Below are 18,037 nucleotides of genomic sequence, written 5' to 3' on the forward strand. Positions count from 1 at the left end.
TGTGGACGATATGCCCATGTGCCCTTACAAGGATAGTAAAAATAGGTCATCGCTAAGAGCCCCATATCTTTAAAATTAGTGCCTCTTAATTGAGAGCAGTTAGCCCGTTGCTCACGTAACGGGCTATTTTATGTGTGGAATTATGATATTTAAACTAAGATCTATGGGGAATTGTTAGTGTGCAAAAGATGAATTAACGAAGTTGTTAGTTGTGCTTCAAGTCGAGTGTTGACATAAATCTTGTTGATTAGGCTGAAACAACTCAAATGCCTAACTTAATTAGCTATCAACTCCAAAAGTTTATCAATTATTGGTTGGTTAGCTTTTGGGAAATTATAATTTTTAAGTTCTGAACAAGGAATCCATTTAATTTGTTGTCCTTCGATACCTTCTGCATTGCCTTGGAAGTCTTTTACTAGGTGTATGTCTAGCAATACATGCTTATCAGGATAATCATGTGATATTTCCATAAACGAAGTCGTAGCGTTAATATCTAAATTTACTTCTTCTTTAAGCTCTCTAATTAGAGCCTGGGAGACACTTTCATTATTTTCCACCTTGCCACCTGGAAATTCCCATTTACCACCTTGGTGAAGGTGCTGGTGTCTTTTAGCAATTAATATCTCTTGCTCTGCATTAACTATAATGCCAACCGCAACATGGATTCTTTTCATTTTTTTCCTATTCAATGTTTAAAAAAATCGCCTTCATCGAAACCTTCACTATCGAGTGTTTCGTGATCAAATTCTGGCTTCACAGGTATGGCATGTTTTTCACTTGCCCAGTCACCCAGATCTATCATTTTGCAACGCTCACTACAAAAAGGTTTAAATTTTTCGTCAGGCGTCCAGTCAACATTTTCTTGGCAGGTTGGGCATTTTACAGATATAGGCATATAAATTACTCACTGTTAGTTACAGGGAGATAGTAAAGACTTTAGTGGCAAGTAGCTAGTTTGAATTTAACTAAATTATCTGTGTGTTTTTGGTTCTCAAAACCGACAAAGTGGATGGCGTATCTATTTTTATGGCCGCTAATTGTTGGATAACAACTTTGGTTGCAATTTATTTTTACTCTGATCAAAGACAAAGTTTGAACGCTGTTTCCTTGATAAAACCCCTGCTGCGCTTCAGAGGAGCGGAATTCAGCAGTACTTCTCGTTAGATCTAACAATAGCTTTATCGGTGTCAATATTGGTAAAAAATTTTCAACCCAACTGCGAAGATCTGCTTGTCTTTGTGTCCAATCCTTTGATAACCAAAAATGCAATTGTGGTAAATCAAAATTGCAGCAGGCTCCTGGCATGCCAAAGCGTTGTTTCAGCGCTGCAATAAACCTATCTTTTTTTAAATGACAACCAATTCGCTCATTGGTTTGAAGGGGGGCTTTTGAGGCATTGAGTTGATCGATGATATGTTGAATTTGTTTTTTATCTACGTGAGGTAAAGCGTGCCACTTACTTAAAACAATGAGTTGCTTATCAATGTCTTTGAGAATATCTGTTCGATAATCACATCTGTCTGTTAATTCGGCAAGAGAAAATAATGGATAAAAACAATGGTGTTGATGATCTGATTCAGTGTGCATCGCTAACTGGTCAGCCAAATACTCTAAACGAAGGTAGCTCCTCGTTTTTTCGTTAAGCGGTTGCTCATAAATCAGTTCGTTATTCATTATTATTATCTATGCTGTTGATGCTTGGTCAAGGTAGCTTGAATGTAATAACTGAACAGTTTTACGTACTTCTTCTAGGGGAAGTGTGTTGTCAATGACTGCATCAGCCTTTGATAATCTTAATTTCCTAGATATTTGACGGTTTATGATTTTTTCAACTTGTGTTGAATTAACCCCATCTCGCTTAGCTGTTCTTGCTACCTGTTCATGTGGTGGAATATCCACCACTAAAGTCGTATTGACTAAACTATCTAACCCATTCTCAAATAGCAAGGGTACAACCATAATAACATAGGGAGAATTAGCATTTTTGACTGCTGCTAACATTTGTTTTCTAATCAAAGGGTGCAGTAAATTATTTAACCATTGCCTTTCTTGCTCATCGTCGAAAACTTTAGACCTTAATTTAGTTCTATCGAGCTTTCCTGATGAATCTAAAATATCCATGCCATAGTGCGAAACAATCTGACTTAAACCTGTTGTGCCTTGCTCAACTACTTCTCGGGCAATCATATCGGCATCAACAAGTTCAATTCCGAGTTCTGAAAATTGATTCGCTATTGTGGTTTTGCCTGAGCCAATCCCCCCAGTTAAGCCAACTATGAAGTTTGCCATATTAAACCAGCGTTCCTAAATACCAATTAATGATATCTTGACCCCAAATAAGTGCTATCCAACCAGCAATCGCAATATAAGGACCAAACGGAATTGGATTATCTCTACCGAGGTTTTTAGCCAGCATCATTGATATACCCACAATTGCGCCAACTAAAGATGACAGCAAAATAATTAAAGGAAGAAATTGCCAGCCTAGCCATGCACCAAATACAGCGAGTAACTTGAAGTCACCGTATCCCATGCCTTCTTTTCCGGTCACTATTTTAAACAGCCAAAATACAGACCAAAGGCTTAAGTAACCCGCAGTTGCACCAATAATAGCGTCTGCTGGACTTGCATAAATTCCTTTGAGGTTAATAATCAGGCCTAGCCATAAAAGAGGTAAGGTTAATTGATCTGGCAATAACATTTCATCTAAATCAATGCCGGTAAGTGCTACTAATACAAAAGTAAGTATTGAAGCAAACAGGAATTGCCACGTTGGCCCGAAATGCCACGCTAATGTGGCAATAAGCAAACCTGTGATTAATTCAAAAACTGGATATCTGGCACTAATTTTAATTTTGCAGTTAGCACATTTACCGCCCAGCGCTAGCCAGCCTAAAATTGGTAAGTTATGCCAAGGCTTAATATCTGCTTTACATTTAGGGCAAGCGGAACCAGGAACAACTAGATTATATTTCTTTGGAAAATCATCAATGGGTTTATTGAGTCTTTTCTCACCCACTTCTTTGACGATATCAGGATGGTACTCAGCTAGATAATAATTGCACTCACTTTGCCATTCCCGTTTCATCATCACAGGGAAGCGATGAATGACTACATTTAAAAAGCTGCCAATAGTAGCTGCAAAAATAAAGCTTATTGAAATAAAGAGCCAAGGGCTTTGGCTCATAGAGCTTATAAAACTATTAATAAAATCATTCATTCTTATTCTTATTCTTATTCTTTTATATTGTTATATGAACTGGTTGCTAACCAACAACTTTACCCATTTGGAATATAGGTAGATACATGGCCACAATAAGTCCACCCACAACAGTACCAATGACGACCATCATGATGGGTTCAATTAGGCTTGATAAGCCGTCAACTGCGTCATCAACTTGCATTTCATAAATATTGGCAACTTTATTCAGCATGTCATCCAAGCCTCCTGATTCCTCACCGATCATCACCATTTGGGTCAGCATGTCAGGAAAAAGGCCTGTGGTGCGCATGGCTACATTCATCTGCATCCCCGCCATCACTTCTTGGCGAACCTTTAGTAATGCCTTTTTATATACTGCATTACCAGAAGCGCCAGCAGCTGACTCTAATCCGTCGATTAAGGGGACACCAGCAGAGAATGTCGTTGCAAGTGTACGGGCAAATCTTGCCATGGCTCCTTTATGTAAAATAGGACCAATTGCAGGAATTTTTAAAATTAATATATCAACTTGATCTCTTACTGCTTGTGAATTTCTGTGAGCCCTTACAAATGTAAATACTAACGCAAAAATAATAGCAGCAATGATGTACCAAGATGATTCAAGTGCTCGTGAAATCTTTAATACAAATTGAGTGAAAGCTGGTAATTCAGCACCAAATCCTGCAAATATTTCTTCAAATTGAGGTACGACAAATAGTAGTAATAATACTGTAACGGCTATGGCTACAATTACTACTGCAGCAGGGTAAAACATTGCTTTTTTAATTTTGGATTTAAGCGCCTCTGATTTTTCACGATAAGTTGCAATTCTATCAAATACAGCATCAAGTGACCCTGAATGTTCTCCAGCTGCGACGAGATCAACATATAGGTCATCAAAATATATTCTATGAGGACGCAATGAATCTGATAATGGGATACCTGATTGCACATCATTTAGAATAGTACTTAGAAGTTCTCTTACTTTAGCTTTTTCGTGGCCTCGGCCAAGAAGTTCGATGGTAGTCACTAAAGGGACGCCGGCAGATAGCATGGTTGCTATTTGTCTCGTAATCATCGCAATGTCCATTGCAGTGATTTTTTTCTCAGATTTGAATAAGGAAGCGGACTTTTTACGGACACCTTTAGGGGTAACGCCTTGGGCTTTTAATATACTTCTAATTTCAGATATTGTAGCACCTCGAAGTTCACCTGAGGTTCTTTGGCCATCCCTGTTGACACCCTTCCATTCAAAAGTAAATGTTTTTGGTTGATGCTTAACATCTTTTTTCGACTTTTTGTTTAATCGTGGCTTTCTTCTAGTGGTTGCTGTTGCCATAAAGCAAATCCTTTTCTATTTATTATGTGCAATGCTTAATTCAAGTAATAATTATTTAATTGAAGCTTGTTACTCGATTTACTTCTGCAATACTTGTAATGCCTTTAGTGACTTTTAGTAAACCTGATAAGCGTAAATCTCGCATACCACTAGCCTTAGCTTGACTCGCTATTTGCAAAGAGTTGCCCCCTTCCATAATGGTTCTTGATATTTCGTCTGTCATTTTCATCACTTCATAAATACCAACGCGGCCTTTGTAACCACCAGAACAGTGCTCACAACCAACAGGTTTGAACACAGTAAAACCTTCAGAAATTAAATCTTCAGAGAAACCTAGGCGCTGTAGTTCTTCTTTTGGTACATCTTCTGGTGCTTTACATTCAGGGCATAACCGTCTTGCTAGACGCTGGGCGATAATCAAATTAACTGAGCTAGCAATATTATAGCCAGGCACACCCATATTGATTAAACGAGTCAATGTTTCCGCTGCCGAGTTGGTGTGAAGAGTTGATAACACTAAGTGACCCGTCTGTGCAGCTTTAATGGCGATTTCTGCGGTTTCTAAATCTCGAATCTCACCGACCATGACCACATCGGGGTCTTGGCGTAAAAAAGAACGTAATGCAGAGGCAAAGGTTAAACCAGCTTTTAAATTAATATGAACTTGGTTAACCCCTTCGAGGTTTATTTCGACCGGATCTTCAGCGGTAGAAATATTTCGCTCTTCGGTATTAAGAATATTGAGACCAGTATATAGGGATACGGTTTTACCAGAGCCCGTAGGCCCTGTAACTAAAATCATACCTTGAGGTTTGGCAAGCATTTCCTCATAAAGCTCACGTTGATCATCTTCATAGCCTAATTTTTCAATACCTAATTGTGCTGAAGATGAATCCAAAATACGCATTACAATTTTCTCGCCCCAAATGGTGGGCAAGGTACTGACACGAAAATCTATCGATTTAGTTCGTGACAGTTTCATTTTAATCCGGCCATCTTGTGGCACTCGACGTTCGGCAATGTCGAGTTTTGACATGACTTTTAAACGGGCAGAAATGCGGTTTGATAGATTGACTGGTGGCTCAGACACTTCATGTAATATACCGTCGATTCTAAAGCGAATGCGATAACGCTTCTCGTAAGGTTCAAAATGTAAATCTGATGCACCCTTTCGAATTGCATCAGTTAGAATTTTATTGATATAAATGACAATGGGAGCATCATCGCTACTATCAGTTTGCTCTTCTTCGTGCTTGTCAGTGTCTGTAACTTCGATATTTGCCAGAGCTTCCTCATCAATGCCGTCAAGCCCGAGACCAGAAATATCCTCTTCAAGTATTTTTTCTAAGGCAAGGATAAGTTTATCATCTTCAACAATAATGGCTTCAGCATGCAAGCCTAAGCTAAATTGAAAATCCTCTAATGCAGCTATATTGGTAGGATCGGAAGTCGCAATAAATAGTCGGTTACCGCGTTTGAATAATGGTAAACACTTATGATTTGCTATGAGTTTTTTATTGAGAATGTCACCTGGAATATCATTAAAATCAAATTCTGATAAGTCTAGTAAAGGAGCGCCATATTCTTCATAACACAGTTCAGCTATTTCACGGGAAGAAAGTAATTTTGATTGTATTATTGTCGTAACAAGTGATTTTTTTGATTTTCTAGATTGACTAATGGCGTCTGCAACTTGTTCTTCAGTTAACAAGTTTTTACGGATAAATAATGTAGATAGACCTAAGTTTAGACCAGACGTCGCCATGTTTTTTTGCTCTGCTAACATAATGATATAATTTGATTATGGCACAATAATAGAAAGCTTCCAAAGACAAAAAAAGCAGCAATATGCTGCTTTTTGTCAATTATACTTTAAAGTTTTAGGGATAGTTTGTGCTAACTACTAAAGTTATACACCTGCACCATCAGCACATTGAGTAGCAGTTGCACCTGATGCACCTGAAACTAAGGTTGCAGCATAAGTTACTGTTCCCGTATTTGTAATAGTTGCAGTTACTACACATGTACCATCAGAAAACGCTACATCTCCACCAGCCCCTTCTGCAAGAGTTGCTGAAGAAGTTAACCCTGCAGTTGCAGTAACTTCAGCATTGATTGTGTCACAAGAAATACCTGATTGAACACAAGTAACAGCTTTGGTTGTGAATGACGCTACACCTTTCATGGCTGCACCACCGTGTGCTGCACCTACATAGTCGCGGTAAGCAGGTAAAGCAATTGCTGCAAGAATACCGATGATCGCTACTACGATCATTAATTCAATAAGAGTAAAACCCTTAGCGTTTTTGATTTGGTTAATGCTTTTCATTTTTTATCTCTCTCTTTTTTGGTGCTTTAGTGTTGCTTCGGGTTTGTTCTTATCCTTGAAACTTAACATTAGTAAAGGCCCTTAATAATGTTAACTGGTGTCCTATCACCACAATCCTTCTAGCATTAATAAACTAGTGTATTTTTTATTAACTTTTTAAAACTGTTAATGCTTTTAAAAGTGCGACTCACCAAATGTTGCTATACAACGATGAAAGTAATTTGGTGGGTCAACCTATTACTTCATTCTTTCAAGTTTACAGTTACAGGATAGAGTAGAGATTAAATAATCGCCACTTTATCTACTAACGGCAACAAACAATATAACTTTACTGAAATATTGTTAAAGGAGTGTTTCAGTCAAGGTGACTTCAATCAATTACTATCAAAAACCAACAATTGTTACGCTTGTAACGCTTTGAAAAGTAATTTGTAAAAAAGTTTAGCTTGAAATTATACTCGCCTGTAGTGAACGTTATTATAAAGTTATCAAAAAAGGAATACCTTGCAGGCTTAAAGTGTAAAAAAAGCCAAAAAAATGTAATATAAGCCCTTGTTGGCACTGGTTTCGCAACAAAATGATGACAATTTTTGAGGTGTCGTGGATTAATTGACTGAAGTTTTTGAAAGTCAAAAATATGGCTTGTTCAGAAAATAAAATTAGTAGAAAAATGTACTATATCTTTAGTGCTTAAATATATGGTAAGACCACTTGAGATGATTTGAATACTTCAAAAAGTTAAGCGAATGCAATATTGAGAGTTTAGATTTGTATTTTGATGCTCAGCAACAAGAGGTTATCAATATAAGCTATTCTTAAGTATGTAACCTTAGATAAACAAACTAATTCAAGTAAGCTAATACAAGCTAGCTTAGATAAGTAACCCTAAGTTAGTTAATCATCTCACTGGATGGATATTATTTTACTTTCTAATTAGCTTTGAGATGAAGTATTAAAAAAGCACTCTTGAGTAGAGTGCTTTTTGTTGGATAATTTATAGTATTAGGCAGACTCAATACCGTTACTAGTGTTATGAAGTATTAGAATGTAAACCTCGATCGTTTAGCTCTAACGTCTAGTTGCCAAATGCTAATAACTGAGTGCTAAAACTAGCCTTTTAACCTTAACGACAAATCCAACGCTTTTACATGTTTTGTTAGCGCGCCTACAGAAATATAGTCCACACCTGTTTTCGCAAAGTCAGCAATGGTATCGATGGTGACATTACCCGATACTTCAAGCTTTGCTCCTTTCCCTTGCGCTTTGAAGTCATGGTTAAGTGCCACTGCTTCTATCATCATAGTGACATCAAAATTATCCAGCATAATAATGTCAGAGCCTGCTTCTAATGCTTCGGTTAGCTCGGCAATTGATTCGACTTCTACTTCTACTGGTTTTTCATTATCTAGCTCTCGAGCCGCTTTAATCGCTAAATCAATGTTGCCGCAGGCCATGATATGGTTTTCTTTGATTAAGAATGCATCAAATAAACCAATGCGGTGATTCTTGCCGCCGCCGCAAGTGACTGCATATTTTTGTGCTGTACGCAGGCCCGGGATGGTTTTTCGAGTGTCTAGTAGTCGAGTGTGGGTACCCGCTAACTTGTCAACATAGTGTTTGGTTAAGCTGGCAACACCCGATAAGGTTTGGATGAAGTTCATTGCCGTGCGCTCGCCAGTTAAAATAGCTCGAGCTGGCCCTGATAATTCACACAGCACTTGGTTGGGTACTAATAAGTCACCGTCATCAACATGCCAATGCAGCGCTACATCTCCTCCGAGTTGATTGAAGACTTGTTCAGCCCATGCTTTTCCGCAAAAAACGCCTTCTTCTCGAGTGATTAATACAGCTTCTGCGTATTTATCGGCTGGAATAAGTTGTGCGGTTATATCAGCAGCTAAAATATCTTTGGGTGTATGGGAAGGGGTATGACCTAAGTCTTCATCAAGCGCTGTTTTTACGGCTTGTCGGATATCGTTTTCAATCATGTGCTTAGTCCTTGCTATTACAGCGACATCAAGCTGGAGTATGTCAAATTCAGCCAGCTGATAATAAAACAGGTATGCAGGCAACTTTACCACAGTTGTTATTTTAAAATATAGCATTGAGCTGTTACATTGAGCTTGTTTAATTAACTACAAAGTTCTTTTATTATCTTCTCTTTACTCGGCATTAAGTGACTTAACTGTAATATGAAAAACATGATTCAAGCTGGGTGGCATCAAGCCGCCCGTATATGTAAGTCGCCACACTTTAATCAACGACCTTTAAATGAAGTGAGTGGCTTGGTGATTCATAACATCAGTTTACCTGCGGGTTGTTATGGTTTACCTCATATCGACGGTTTATTTCAGGGATGTATAGATGCCACTGCTGATCCTAGTTTTAGCGAATTAGTGGGACTTGAAGTCTCTGCTCATTTTTTAATTCGCCGTGATGGGGAAGTTGTGCAATATGTAAGCTGTGATGACAGGGCTTGGCATGCAGGGGTTTCTAGCTTTAATGGCCGTGAAAACTATAATGATTTTACCATTGGTATAGAGCTTGAAGGGACTGATACAGAACCGTATACCAATGAGCAATATCAAGTTTTAGTGCAATTAACCTTGGAGTTGTTTAATGAATATCCTATGCTTAATCAAAGTAAAATTGTAGGGCATTGCGACATAGCACCTGGACGTAAAACAGACCCAGGGGAGAGCTTTGATTGGCAACGCTATTTGGGAATGCTATCGGGTTAAGTGTGAGTCTCAATTAATGCACATTCTCGATTGCAGTTGATTCATATACCAACATCAACCAGATTTTTTAAGCTTTCACTTCTAAAGCTGTAAACAGGAGTCACATGGCACTATTTTCTTTATTAATTGCGATCATGGTCGAAAGGCTTAAGCTTTTACCTGCCAATTGGCAGTTTGATTCAATGCTAGCCAAGTATCAGCAATTGTTTTGGAAAGATAACAAGTTTGATTCACCGCTTGCTGTTTCTGCAGTGGTGTTAATTCCTGCCATTATTGTTTTTCTTATATTATTTCTCATAGACGGTGTGTTTTATGACTTGGTTACCCTGTTGTTATGGGTTGCAATTGCTATTTTTTGTTTAAGTCATCAATCTCTTCGTAGTAGTTTTAAAAAGTACATGTTGGCGGCCTGCCGTGGAGATGTACAAGCTTGTTACCATTACGCTGAGCACCTAGATTGTACTGAATGTTTAGATGCCATTGATGAAAAAGATTTAGGCCAGCAAATCGGTAAAACGGTTGCTTGGGTTAATTACCGCTATTACGGCGCAGTGGCATTATTTCTGATTTTCTTTGGCCCTGTTGGCGCAGTACTTTATTGTTCAGTTCGTTTTTATGAGCAATATAATCAACAGAATAAACTCGATATGCCATTTATCAGTCAATTACTCTTTTTGCTTGATTGGATCCCGAGTCGGGTGTTCAGTTTTGGTTTTGTGTTGAGTGGGCATTTTGCATCTGGGATCTCTGAATGGCGCAAGCAAGTATTTAACGCTAACAATTCAGCTAAAAATATTGTCACTTATACCGCGCTCGCCGCTGAAACACTTCCTGAGTCAACTTCAGCTCCTGTTTGTGTACAACCAACACTGGCATTACTGGCACTCAGTAAACGTAACTTTATTTTGCTGCTTACCGTACTATCGGTGCTAACGATTTTTGGATTAGTGAGTTAGGTTGACGCGAGATTGCTAATCTTTATAAATACGAATGATTAATATTAATTAATGTATAACTAATATTAAATTGAAATAGAAAAACAGTTTTTATTTTTTAACCATTCAATTGCTGCATTTACTGCTAATGTTTAACAGAAATTGTGGCTGATGTAATCACTTTAAATAGGTTTACTTGATTCGCAGCCCTTCCGTGGTCACGTTTAGTAAATGGTCAGACCCCTTTGAAGGTTTTTTTCGTTATGCTCTTATTCTATTACGAAGTCGAGCGTTTAAAACCTTCACCTAACATCCATTCAACACTAGCCTAACTAGACATCAAATGTTTGATTTGATAAAGTGCGCTATCTCATATAAATTGGTAAGACCAATTGACAACGGAGCTGAGGGCCAAATGGCTTATAGCAAAATAACCCAGCCTAAAATTTCAGATGTGATCATGGAGCAACTAGAGCGCATGATCCTTGAAGGTAGTTTACAGCCTGGCCAGAAGTTACCGCCTGAGCGTGAACTGGCTTTGCAGTTTGAAGTGTCTCGCCCTTCATTACGCGAAGCGATCCAGAAGCTAGAAGCCAAAGGGCTTTTAATGCGTCGCCAAGGTGGTGGCACCTATGTAAAAGAACAACTATGGCAAAGCCTCGCCGATCCTATTGTTGAGTTGATGCATAACGATTCAGAAAGTCAGTACGACTTACTGGAGTTTCGTCATGCTACAGAAGGGATGATGGCTTATTTTGCCGCACTTCGAGGAAATGACGCTGATATGCAAAGCATTAAGCGTTCTATCAACGAAGTGGAAGCTGCAGCAAATGTTGAAGCACAAGCAGATGCGATTGTACGTTTTTATCGTGCAGTTGCCGAAGCTTCACATAATGTGGCGATGTTACACCTAGTACTTAGTTTAACCCCTGTGTTGCACAAGAACGTAGCACAGAACTTAGAGCTTCTAAGCCGCCGCGAAGAAGCATCTACAATGGCGAATGAGCACAGACGAGCATTACTCGCTGCTATCGTTCGTCGCGACCCTGATGCGGCACGTGAAGCCTCGAACGAACATTTAAGTTACATCGAGGAAGTCATGTTGTCTGTGAGGGAAGAAGACAGTCGGTTGCAGCGTAGCTTGCGCCGTTTAAAGAGCGGTGTTTGATACAAATTATAGTGAAACCTCATTATAAATTGACCGAAACACATTAATTATCAGTATCTAGAGAAGGACAGCGACATGTCTGAAGATATGCTACAAGACTTAGATCCATTAGAAACTCAAGAGTGGGTAGATTCACTGCAAGCGGTATTAGAGCAAGAAGGCCCTGAACGTGCGCATTTTCTACTTGAACAATTAATCGATAAAGCTCGCCGCAATGGTACTCATCTACCATATAAAGCGACTACCGCTTATTTGAATACGATTCCTTCAGGCCAAGAGCCGCATATGCCTGGCGATCAGGAAATGGAACGTCGCATTCGTGCAATCGTTCGTTGGAATGCACTTGCAATGGTATTACGTGGTTCTAAAAAAGATTTAGAACTAGGTGGTCACATTTCAAGTTTTGCCTCTAGTGCGACTATTTATGACGTGTGTTTTAACCACTTCTTCCGTGCTCCAAATGAAAAAGACGGTGGTGATTTAGTTTATTACCAAGGTCATATCGCACCGGGTATTTATTCTCGTTCGTTCCTTGAAGGGCGTATTAGCGAAGATCAAATGAACGGTTTCCGTCAAGAAGTTGATGGCAAAGGTTTATCTTCATACCCGCATCCTAAGTTAATGCCTGACTACTGGCAGTTCCCGACGGTATCGATGGGTCTTGGTCCTATTCAAGCAATCTATCAAGCACGTTTCCTTAAGTACCTTACTGACCGTGGCTTAAAAGATTGTTCAGAGCAAACTGTTTACTGTTTCTTAGGTGATGGTGAGTGTGATGAGCCTGAAACATTAGGTGCTATCGGTCTTGCTGCCCGTGAAGAGTTAGATAACTTAGTCTTTATCGTTAACTGTAACTTACAACGTCTTGATGGACCTGTTCGTGGTAACGGCAAGATCATTCAAGAGCTAGAAGGCGAGTTCCGCGGCGCAGGCTGGGAAGCAGTTAAAGTGATTTGGGGTCGCTACTGGGATCCATTACTTGCACGTGACACTAGCGGTAAATTATTGCAGTTGATGGAAGAAACCGTTGATGGTGAATACCAGAACTGTAAAGCGAAAGGTGGTGCGTACACTCGTGAGCACTTCTTTGGCAAATATCCTGAAACAGCCGAAATGGTTGCTAACATGTCAGATGATGACATTTGGCGTCTAAACCGTGGTGGTCATGATCCAGTTAAGATTTATGCTGCACTACAACACGCTAAAAACACCAAAGGTCGTCCTACAGTAATCCTTGCTAAAACAGTAAAAGGTTACGGAATGGGTGATGCGGGTGAAGGTAAAAACATCGCGCATAACGTGAAGAAAATGGGTGTTGAGTCGCTTAAGTACTTCCGCGATCGTTTCAATATCCCAATTAGCGATGATCAGTTAGAAGATATTCCTTACTATCATCCTGGTGCTGACTCAGAAGAAGTTAAGTACCTAAAAGCGCGCCGTGAAACTTTACATGGTGCTATGCCAAAACGTCTTGAGAAATTTTCACAAGATATCGAAGTACCATCATTGAAGATTTTCGACTCAGTACTTAAAGGTTCTAACGGTCGTCAAATCTCAAGCACAATGTCATTTGTACGTATTTTAACTGCATTGTTAAAAGACAAAAAAATCGGTAAGCAAATTGTACCGATTATTCCTGATGAAGCACGTACCTTTGGCATGGAAGGTTTATTCCGCCAAGTGGGTATTTATGCTCATGAAGGACAAAAATACGAACCACAAGATTCAGATCAAGTTGCTTACTACCGTGAAGATAAAACCGGCCAAGTATTGCAAGAAGGTATTAACGAGTTAGGTGCAATGTCATCTTGGGTTGCTGCGGCAACAAGTTACTCGGTTAACGATACCCCAATGATCCCGTTCTACATTTACTACTCAATGTTCGGTTTCCAACGTATTGGCGACATGGCATGGGCAGCAGGTGATATGCGAGCTCGTGGCTTCATGGTGGGTGGTACATCTGGTCGTACTACATTGAATGGTGAAGGTCTTCAGCATCAAGATGGTCACAGCCATGTATTAGCTAACACTATCCCTAACTGTATTTCTTATGACCCGACTTACGGTTACGAGATCGCAGTGATTGTTCAAGATGGTATTCGTCGCATGTATGGTGAGCAGGAAGATGTTTTCTACTACCTAACAACGATGAACGAAAACTACGAACAACTTGCTATGCCAGAAGGCAGCGAAGAAGGCATTGTTAAAGGTATCTACAAGTTAGAAACCCTTCAAGGTAGTGGTAAAGGTTCTGTCCAGTTAATGGGTAGCGGTACTATCTTAGAGCAAGTGCGCAAAGCAGCTGTCGCGTTATCAAAAGATTTTGGTATTACTGCAGATGTATTCAGCGTGACTAGCTTTAACGAGTTAACTCGTGATGGCCAAGCAGCTGAGCGTTATAACATGCTCCATCCGACTGAAGAGCCAAAAGTACCTTATATTTCTGAAGTGCTATCAAAAGATGCGCCAGCAATTGTTGCTACAGATTATATGAAGGTTTACGGCGAGCAATTACGTGCTTACATTCCTACAGATTACAAAGTGCTAGGTACTGACGGTTTCGGTCGCAGTGATAGCCGTGACAACTTACGTCACCACTTTGAAGTAGATGCTAAGTTCATCGTTGTTGCTTCATTAAAAGCCCTTGTTGACCGTAACGAAATACCAGTTGATGTGCTCACTAAAGCCATCAAAGAATATGGTATCGACGTTGATAAGATTAATCCACAGTACGCATAGAGAGAAACAAAATGGCTGAATTAAAAGAAGTTTTGGTTCCTGATATCGGTGGTGATGAAGTTCAGGTTATTGAAGTCTGTGTTGCAGTTGGTGATGACATCGCTGCAGAAGATTCAATTCTTACGGTTGAAAGCGATAAAGCGACAATGGATATTCCAGCACCATTTGCTGGTACCGTTGCAGAGCTAAAAGTAGCTGTAGGGGACACGATTTCAGAAGGTAAACTGATTGCAATGCTTAATGCTGCATCAGAATCGGCACCTGCGGAAGCTGCAGCGCCGGCTCCTGTTGCGACTCCAGCATCTGCGCCAGAAGCGACAGCTCCTGTAGCACCTGTGAGTGCAACGCCCGTAACTGGTGGTACAGAAATCATTGAAGTCTCAGTGCCTGATATTGGTGATGCTGATAACGTCGATATTATCGAAGTACTCGTTAGCGTTGGCGAAACCATTGAAGCTGATACTGGCTTAATTACCCTTGAAACAGACAAAGCGACAATGGAAGTGCCTGCGCCTTCTGCTGGTGTTGTCAAAGAGCTTAAAGTCGTTGTTGGCGACAAAGTCTCTCAAGGTTCATTAGTACTGATGTTAGAAGTAGGCGCGACCGCTGCTGCACCAGTAGCAACACCTGCTACAAGTGCACCAGCTCCTGCGGCTCCTGCAACTAGTACTGTTGAAGTGAAAGAAGTGGCAGTGCCAGATATTGGTGATGCTGCTGATGTCGACGTGATTGAAGTTTTGGTTGCCGTTGGTGATGTGCTTGAAGTTGATACGGGATTAATTACCCTTGAGACAGATAAAGCAACCATGGAAGTACCAGCGCCATTTGCAGGTAAGCTTGTTAGTTTAACGGTAAATGTAGGCGATAAAGTGTCTCAAGGTAGCATCATTGCTACCGTTGAAACCATATCGACTGCTGCGCCAGTTGCTAGCGCACCCGCTCCAGCTACTAGTGCACCAGCACCCGTTGCTGCGGCTCCTGCGCCAGTAAAAGCTGCGCCAGTGCCACATCATCCAAGTGCGGGCAGTCAGCCTAAAACAGGTGCAGTACATGCATCACCAGCTGTTCGCCGCTTAGCGCGTGAGTTTGGTGCTGACCTGACTTTAGTTAAAGGTACAGGCCGTAAAGGACGTATTCTTAAAGAAGACGTTCAAGCATTCATTAAGTATGAACTTAGTCGTCCTAAAGCGTCTGCTGCTACAGCTGTTGCTGGTGGCGCAGGTGGCTTAAATGTGATTGCTGCACCTAAAGTTGATTTTAGTAAGTTTGGTGAAGTGGAAGAAATTCCATTAAGCCGTATCCAGAAGATTTCTGGGCCTAACTTACATCGTAACTGGGTCACTATTCCACATGTGACCCAATTTGATGAAGCTGATATCACTGAGTTAGAAGCATTCCGTAAAGAGCAGAATACACTTGCTGCGAAAAAGAAAGCAGATTACAAGATAACTCCGCTGGTCTTTATGATGAAAGCAGTAGCAAAAGCATTGGCTGAATTCCCAGTGTTTAACTCAAGTTTAAGTGCAGATGGTGAGTCATTAATCCAGAAGAAATACTTCCACATTGGTGTTGCAGTTGATACACCAAATGGCTTGATGGTTCCTGTTGTGCGTGACGTTGATAAGAAAGGCATTGTTGAGCTTTCACGTGAGCTAATGGACATTTCTGTCCGCGCTCGTGATGGCAAGCTTAAGTCTGCAGATATGCAAGGTAGCTGTTTTACTATCTCAAGTTTAGGTGGCATCGGTGGTACTGCGTTTACCCCAATCGTTAACTATCCTGATGTGGCTATCTTAGGTGTGTCTAAGTCGGAAATGAAGCCTAAATGGAATGGCAGTGACTTTGAGCCTAAGCTCATGTTGCCTCTGTCATTGTCATATGACCATCGTGTAATTGATGGTGCAATGGCTGCGCGTTTCAGCGTGACATTATCTAGCATTCTTAGCGATATCCGTACGTTAATTTTGTAAAGAAAAAGGCTGCTCACTGTGAGCAGCCTTTTTTATCTCGTCACAGGATTGTGATCAGTATCAAACAAAGGGTAAAATGCGGCCACCTTACAAGATTTGCCCACATTTTGCAGTTTGGACGGTTTTTCCGCCAACAAGAGAAAAATAGAGGAAAACATGAGTAACGAAATCAAAACTCAGGTAGTAGTACTTGGTTCAGGCCCTGCAGGCTATTCAGCAGCATTCCGAGCTGCAGATTTAGGTTTAGAAACGGTTATTGTTGAACGTTTTAGCACGTTAGGCGGTGTTTGTTTGAATGTGGGTTGTATCCCTTCAAAAGCACTTTTACACGTAGCTAAAGTGATCGAAGAAGCGAAAGAAGTTGCGCATCACGGTGTTGTATTCGGTGAGCCAACTATTGATTTAGAAAAACTTCGCGGCTTTAAAGAAAAAGTAGTTGGTCAGTTAACTGGCGGATTAGGCGGAATGTCTAAAATGCGTAAAGTTGATGTGGTTAATGGCTACGGTAAATTCACTTCGCCAAACACTATTGAAGTACAAGGTGAAGACGGCGTTAAAGTGATCCACTTTGAACACGCGATTATCGCTGCTGGTTCACGCCCAATTGAGCTACCGTTTATTCCACATGAAGACCCACGTATTTGGGACTCGACTGACGCACTAGAGCTTAAAGAAGTGCCTGGTAAGTTGTTAGTTATGGGTGGCGGTATTATTGGCCTAGAAATGGGCACAGTTTACTCATCAATCGGTAGTGAAATTGACGTGGTTGAAATGTTTGACCAAGTTATTCCAGCTGCAGACAAAGATATCGTTCGTATCTTCACTAAGAAGATCAAGAAGAAATTCAACTTGATGCTTGAAACCAAAGTGACAGCGGTTGAAGCAAAAGAAGACGGTATTTACGTCACAATGGAAGGCAAGAAAGCACCAGCTGAACCTATCCGTTACGACGCTGTTTTAGTGGCTATTGGTCGTACACCAAACGGCAAATCTATCGATGCTGAAAAAGCTGGCGTTAATGTTGATGAGCGTGGCTTTATCAATGTTGATAAGCAGTTACGTACTAACGTACCTAACATCTTCGCTATCGGTGATATCGTTGGTCAACCAATGCTTGCTCACAAAGGTGTGCATGAAGGTCATGTTGCCGCTGAAGTTATTTCAGGTCTTAAGCACTTCTTCGACCCTAAAGTTATCCCATCAATTGCTTATACTGACCCAGAAGTAGCGTGGGTAGGCCTAACTGAAAAAGAAGCAAAAGAGCAGGGCGTTTCATACGAAACCGCTAGTTTCCCTTGGGCTGCAAGTGGCCGCGCAATTGCTTCAGATGCAAGTGACGGTATGACTAAGTTAATTTTCGACAAAGAAACTCATCGTGTTATCGGTGGTGCTGTTGTTGGTGTTAATGGTGGTGAATTATTAGGTGAAATTGGCCTAGCAATTGAAATGGGTTGTGATGCTGAAGATTTAGCACTAACGATTCATGCTCATCCAACATTACATGAGTCTGTTGGACTTGCTGCGGAAGTTTACGAAGGTTCAATTACTGATTTGCCAAATCCAAAGGCAAAGAAGAAAAAGTAAGCGGTAACAACTGTAGCATTTTGTAATAAA

The 18,037-nt window shown here is 40.4% G+C and carries 15 protein-coding genes; 6 read left to right on the forward strand and 9 right to left on the reverse strand.

Annotated features, from left to right (window positions below; genetic code table 11):
- Positions 1 to 275 precede the first annotated feature (275 nt).
- The 9 genes from mutT to nadC all read right to left on the reverse strand — a co-directional run bounded on the left by mutT (position 276) and on the right by nadC (position 8,858).
- On the reverse strand, positions 276 to 674 hold the full coding sequence (gene mutT, locus BCU84_RS07175; RefSeq protein ID WP_102527405.1) for an 8-oxo-dGTP diphosphatase MutT: 399 nt from the start codon (positions 672 to 674) through the stop codon (positions 276 to 278).
- A gap of 11 nt (positions 675 to 685) precedes the next feature.
- Positions 686 to 895: a DNA gyrase inhibitor YacG gene (gene yacG / locus BCU84_RS07180; protein WP_102527406.1), complete on the reverse strand. Its 210-nt coding sequence runs from the start codon at positions 893 to 895 to the stop codon at positions 686 to 688.
- A 41-nt stretch (positions 896 to 936) separates the two neighbouring features.
- Positions 937 to 1,674 (reverse strand): cell division protein ZapD, encoded by a 738-nt coding sequence (gene zapD / locus BCU84_RS07185; protein ID WP_102527407.1) that lies wholly within the window; start codon positions 1,672 to 1,674, stop codon positions 937 to 939.
- A gap of 9 nt (positions 1,675 to 1,683) precedes the next feature.
- Positions 1,684 to 2,289 carry a dephospho-CoA kinase gene (coaE, locus tag BCU84_RS07190; RefSeq protein ID WP_102527408.1) on the reverse strand — a complete coding sequence of 202 codons (606 nt, stop codon included), beginning with the start codon at positions 2,287 to 2,289 and terminating at the stop codon, positions 1,684 to 1,686.
- Position 2,290: 1 nt separating this feature from the next.
- Complete coding sequence (locus BCU84_RS07195) at positions 2,291 to 3,220, reverse strand: A24 family peptidase (protein ID WP_102527409.1); 930 nt, start codon at positions 3,218 to 3,220, stop codon at positions 2,291 to 2,293.
- A gap of 46 nt (positions 3,221 to 3,266) precedes the next feature.
- Complete coding sequence (locus BCU84_RS07200; RefSeq protein WP_102527410.1) at positions 3,267 to 4,541, reverse strand: type II secretion system F family protein; 1,275 nt, start codon at positions 4,539 to 4,541, stop codon at positions 3,267 to 3,269.
- A gap of 55 nt (positions 4,542 to 4,596) precedes the next feature.
- Positions 4,597 to 6,306: a type IV-A pilus assembly ATPase PilB gene (gene pilB, locus BCU84_RS07205; protein WP_102527492.1), complete on the reverse strand. Its 1,710-nt coding sequence runs from the start codon at positions 6,304 to 6,306 to the stop codon at positions 4,597 to 4,599.
- A 144-nt stretch (positions 6,307 to 6,450) separates the two neighbouring features.
- Positions 6,451 to 6,870: a prepilin-type N-terminal cleavage/methylation domain-containing protein gene (locus tag BCU84_RS07210; protein ID WP_102527411.1), complete on the reverse strand. Its 420-nt coding sequence runs from the start codon at positions 6,868 to 6,870 to the stop codon at positions 6,451 to 6,453.
- Positions 6,871 to 7,979: 1,109 nt separating this feature from the next.
- On the reverse strand, positions 7,980 to 8,858 hold the full coding sequence (gene nadC, locus BCU84_RS07215; protein ID WP_102527493.1) for a carboxylating nicotinate-nucleotide diphosphorylase: 879 nt from the start codon (positions 8,856 to 8,858) through the stop codon (positions 7,980 to 7,982).
- Positions 8,859 to 9,062: 204 nt separating this feature from the next.
- Between nadC and ampD the strand changes: the two genes are divergently transcribed.
- From ampD to lpdA, 6 genes are all read left to right on the forward strand, one after another.
- Positions 9,063 to 9,611: a 1,6-anhydro-N-acetylmuramyl-L-alanine amidase AmpD gene (ampD, locus tag BCU84_RS07220; protein WP_102527412.1), complete on the forward strand. Its 549-nt coding sequence runs from the start codon at positions 9,063 to 9,065 to the stop codon at positions 9,609 to 9,611.
- A 104-nt stretch (positions 9,612 to 9,715) separates the two neighbouring features.
- The gene (gene ampE / locus BCU84_RS07225; protein ID WP_102527413.1) at positions 9,716 to 10,567 is read left to right on the forward strand and encodes a beta-lactamase regulator AmpE; all 852 of its coding nucleotides are present in this window, start codon (positions 9,716 to 9,718) and stop codon (positions 10,565 to 10,567) included.
- A gap of 394 nt (positions 10,568 to 10,961) precedes the next feature.
- The gene (gene pdhR / locus BCU84_RS07230; RefSeq protein ID WP_102527414.1) at positions 10,962 to 11,714 is read left to right on the forward strand and encodes a pyruvate dehydrogenase complex transcriptional repressor PdhR; all 753 of its coding nucleotides are present in this window, start codon (positions 10,962 to 10,964) and stop codon (positions 11,712 to 11,714) included.
- Positions 11,715 to 11,789: 75 nt separating this feature from the next.
- The gene (gene aceE / locus BCU84_RS07235) at positions 11,790 to 14,453 is read left to right on the forward strand and encodes a pyruvate dehydrogenase (acetyl-transferring), homodimeric type (RefSeq protein ID WP_102527415.1); all 2,664 of its coding nucleotides are present in this window, start codon (positions 11,790 to 11,792) and stop codon (positions 14,451 to 14,453) included.
- A gap of 11 nt (positions 14,454 to 14,464) precedes the next feature.
- Positions 14,465 to 16,423, forward strand: a complete 1,959-nt coding sequence (gene aceF, locus BCU84_RS07240; protein ID WP_102527416.1) for a dihydrolipoyllysine-residue acetyltransferase — start codon at positions 14,465 to 14,467, stop codon at positions 16,421 to 16,423.
- Positions 16,424 to 16,579: 156 nt separating this feature from the next.
- A complete protein-coding gene (gene lpdA, locus BCU84_RS07245) occupies positions 16,580 to 18,007 on the forward strand; it encodes a dihydrolipoyl dehydrogenase (protein ID WP_102527417.1) in 1,428 nt (475 codons plus the stop codon).
- The last annotated feature ends 30 nt before the right edge of the window (positions 18,008 to 18,037 follow it).

It is taken from the genome of Shewanella sp. 10N.286.51.B7, assembly GCF_002873615.1.
Taxonomy (GTDB): domain Bacteria; phylum Pseudomonadota; class Gammaproteobacteria; order Enterobacterales; family Shewanellaceae; genus Shewanella; species Shewanella electrodiphila.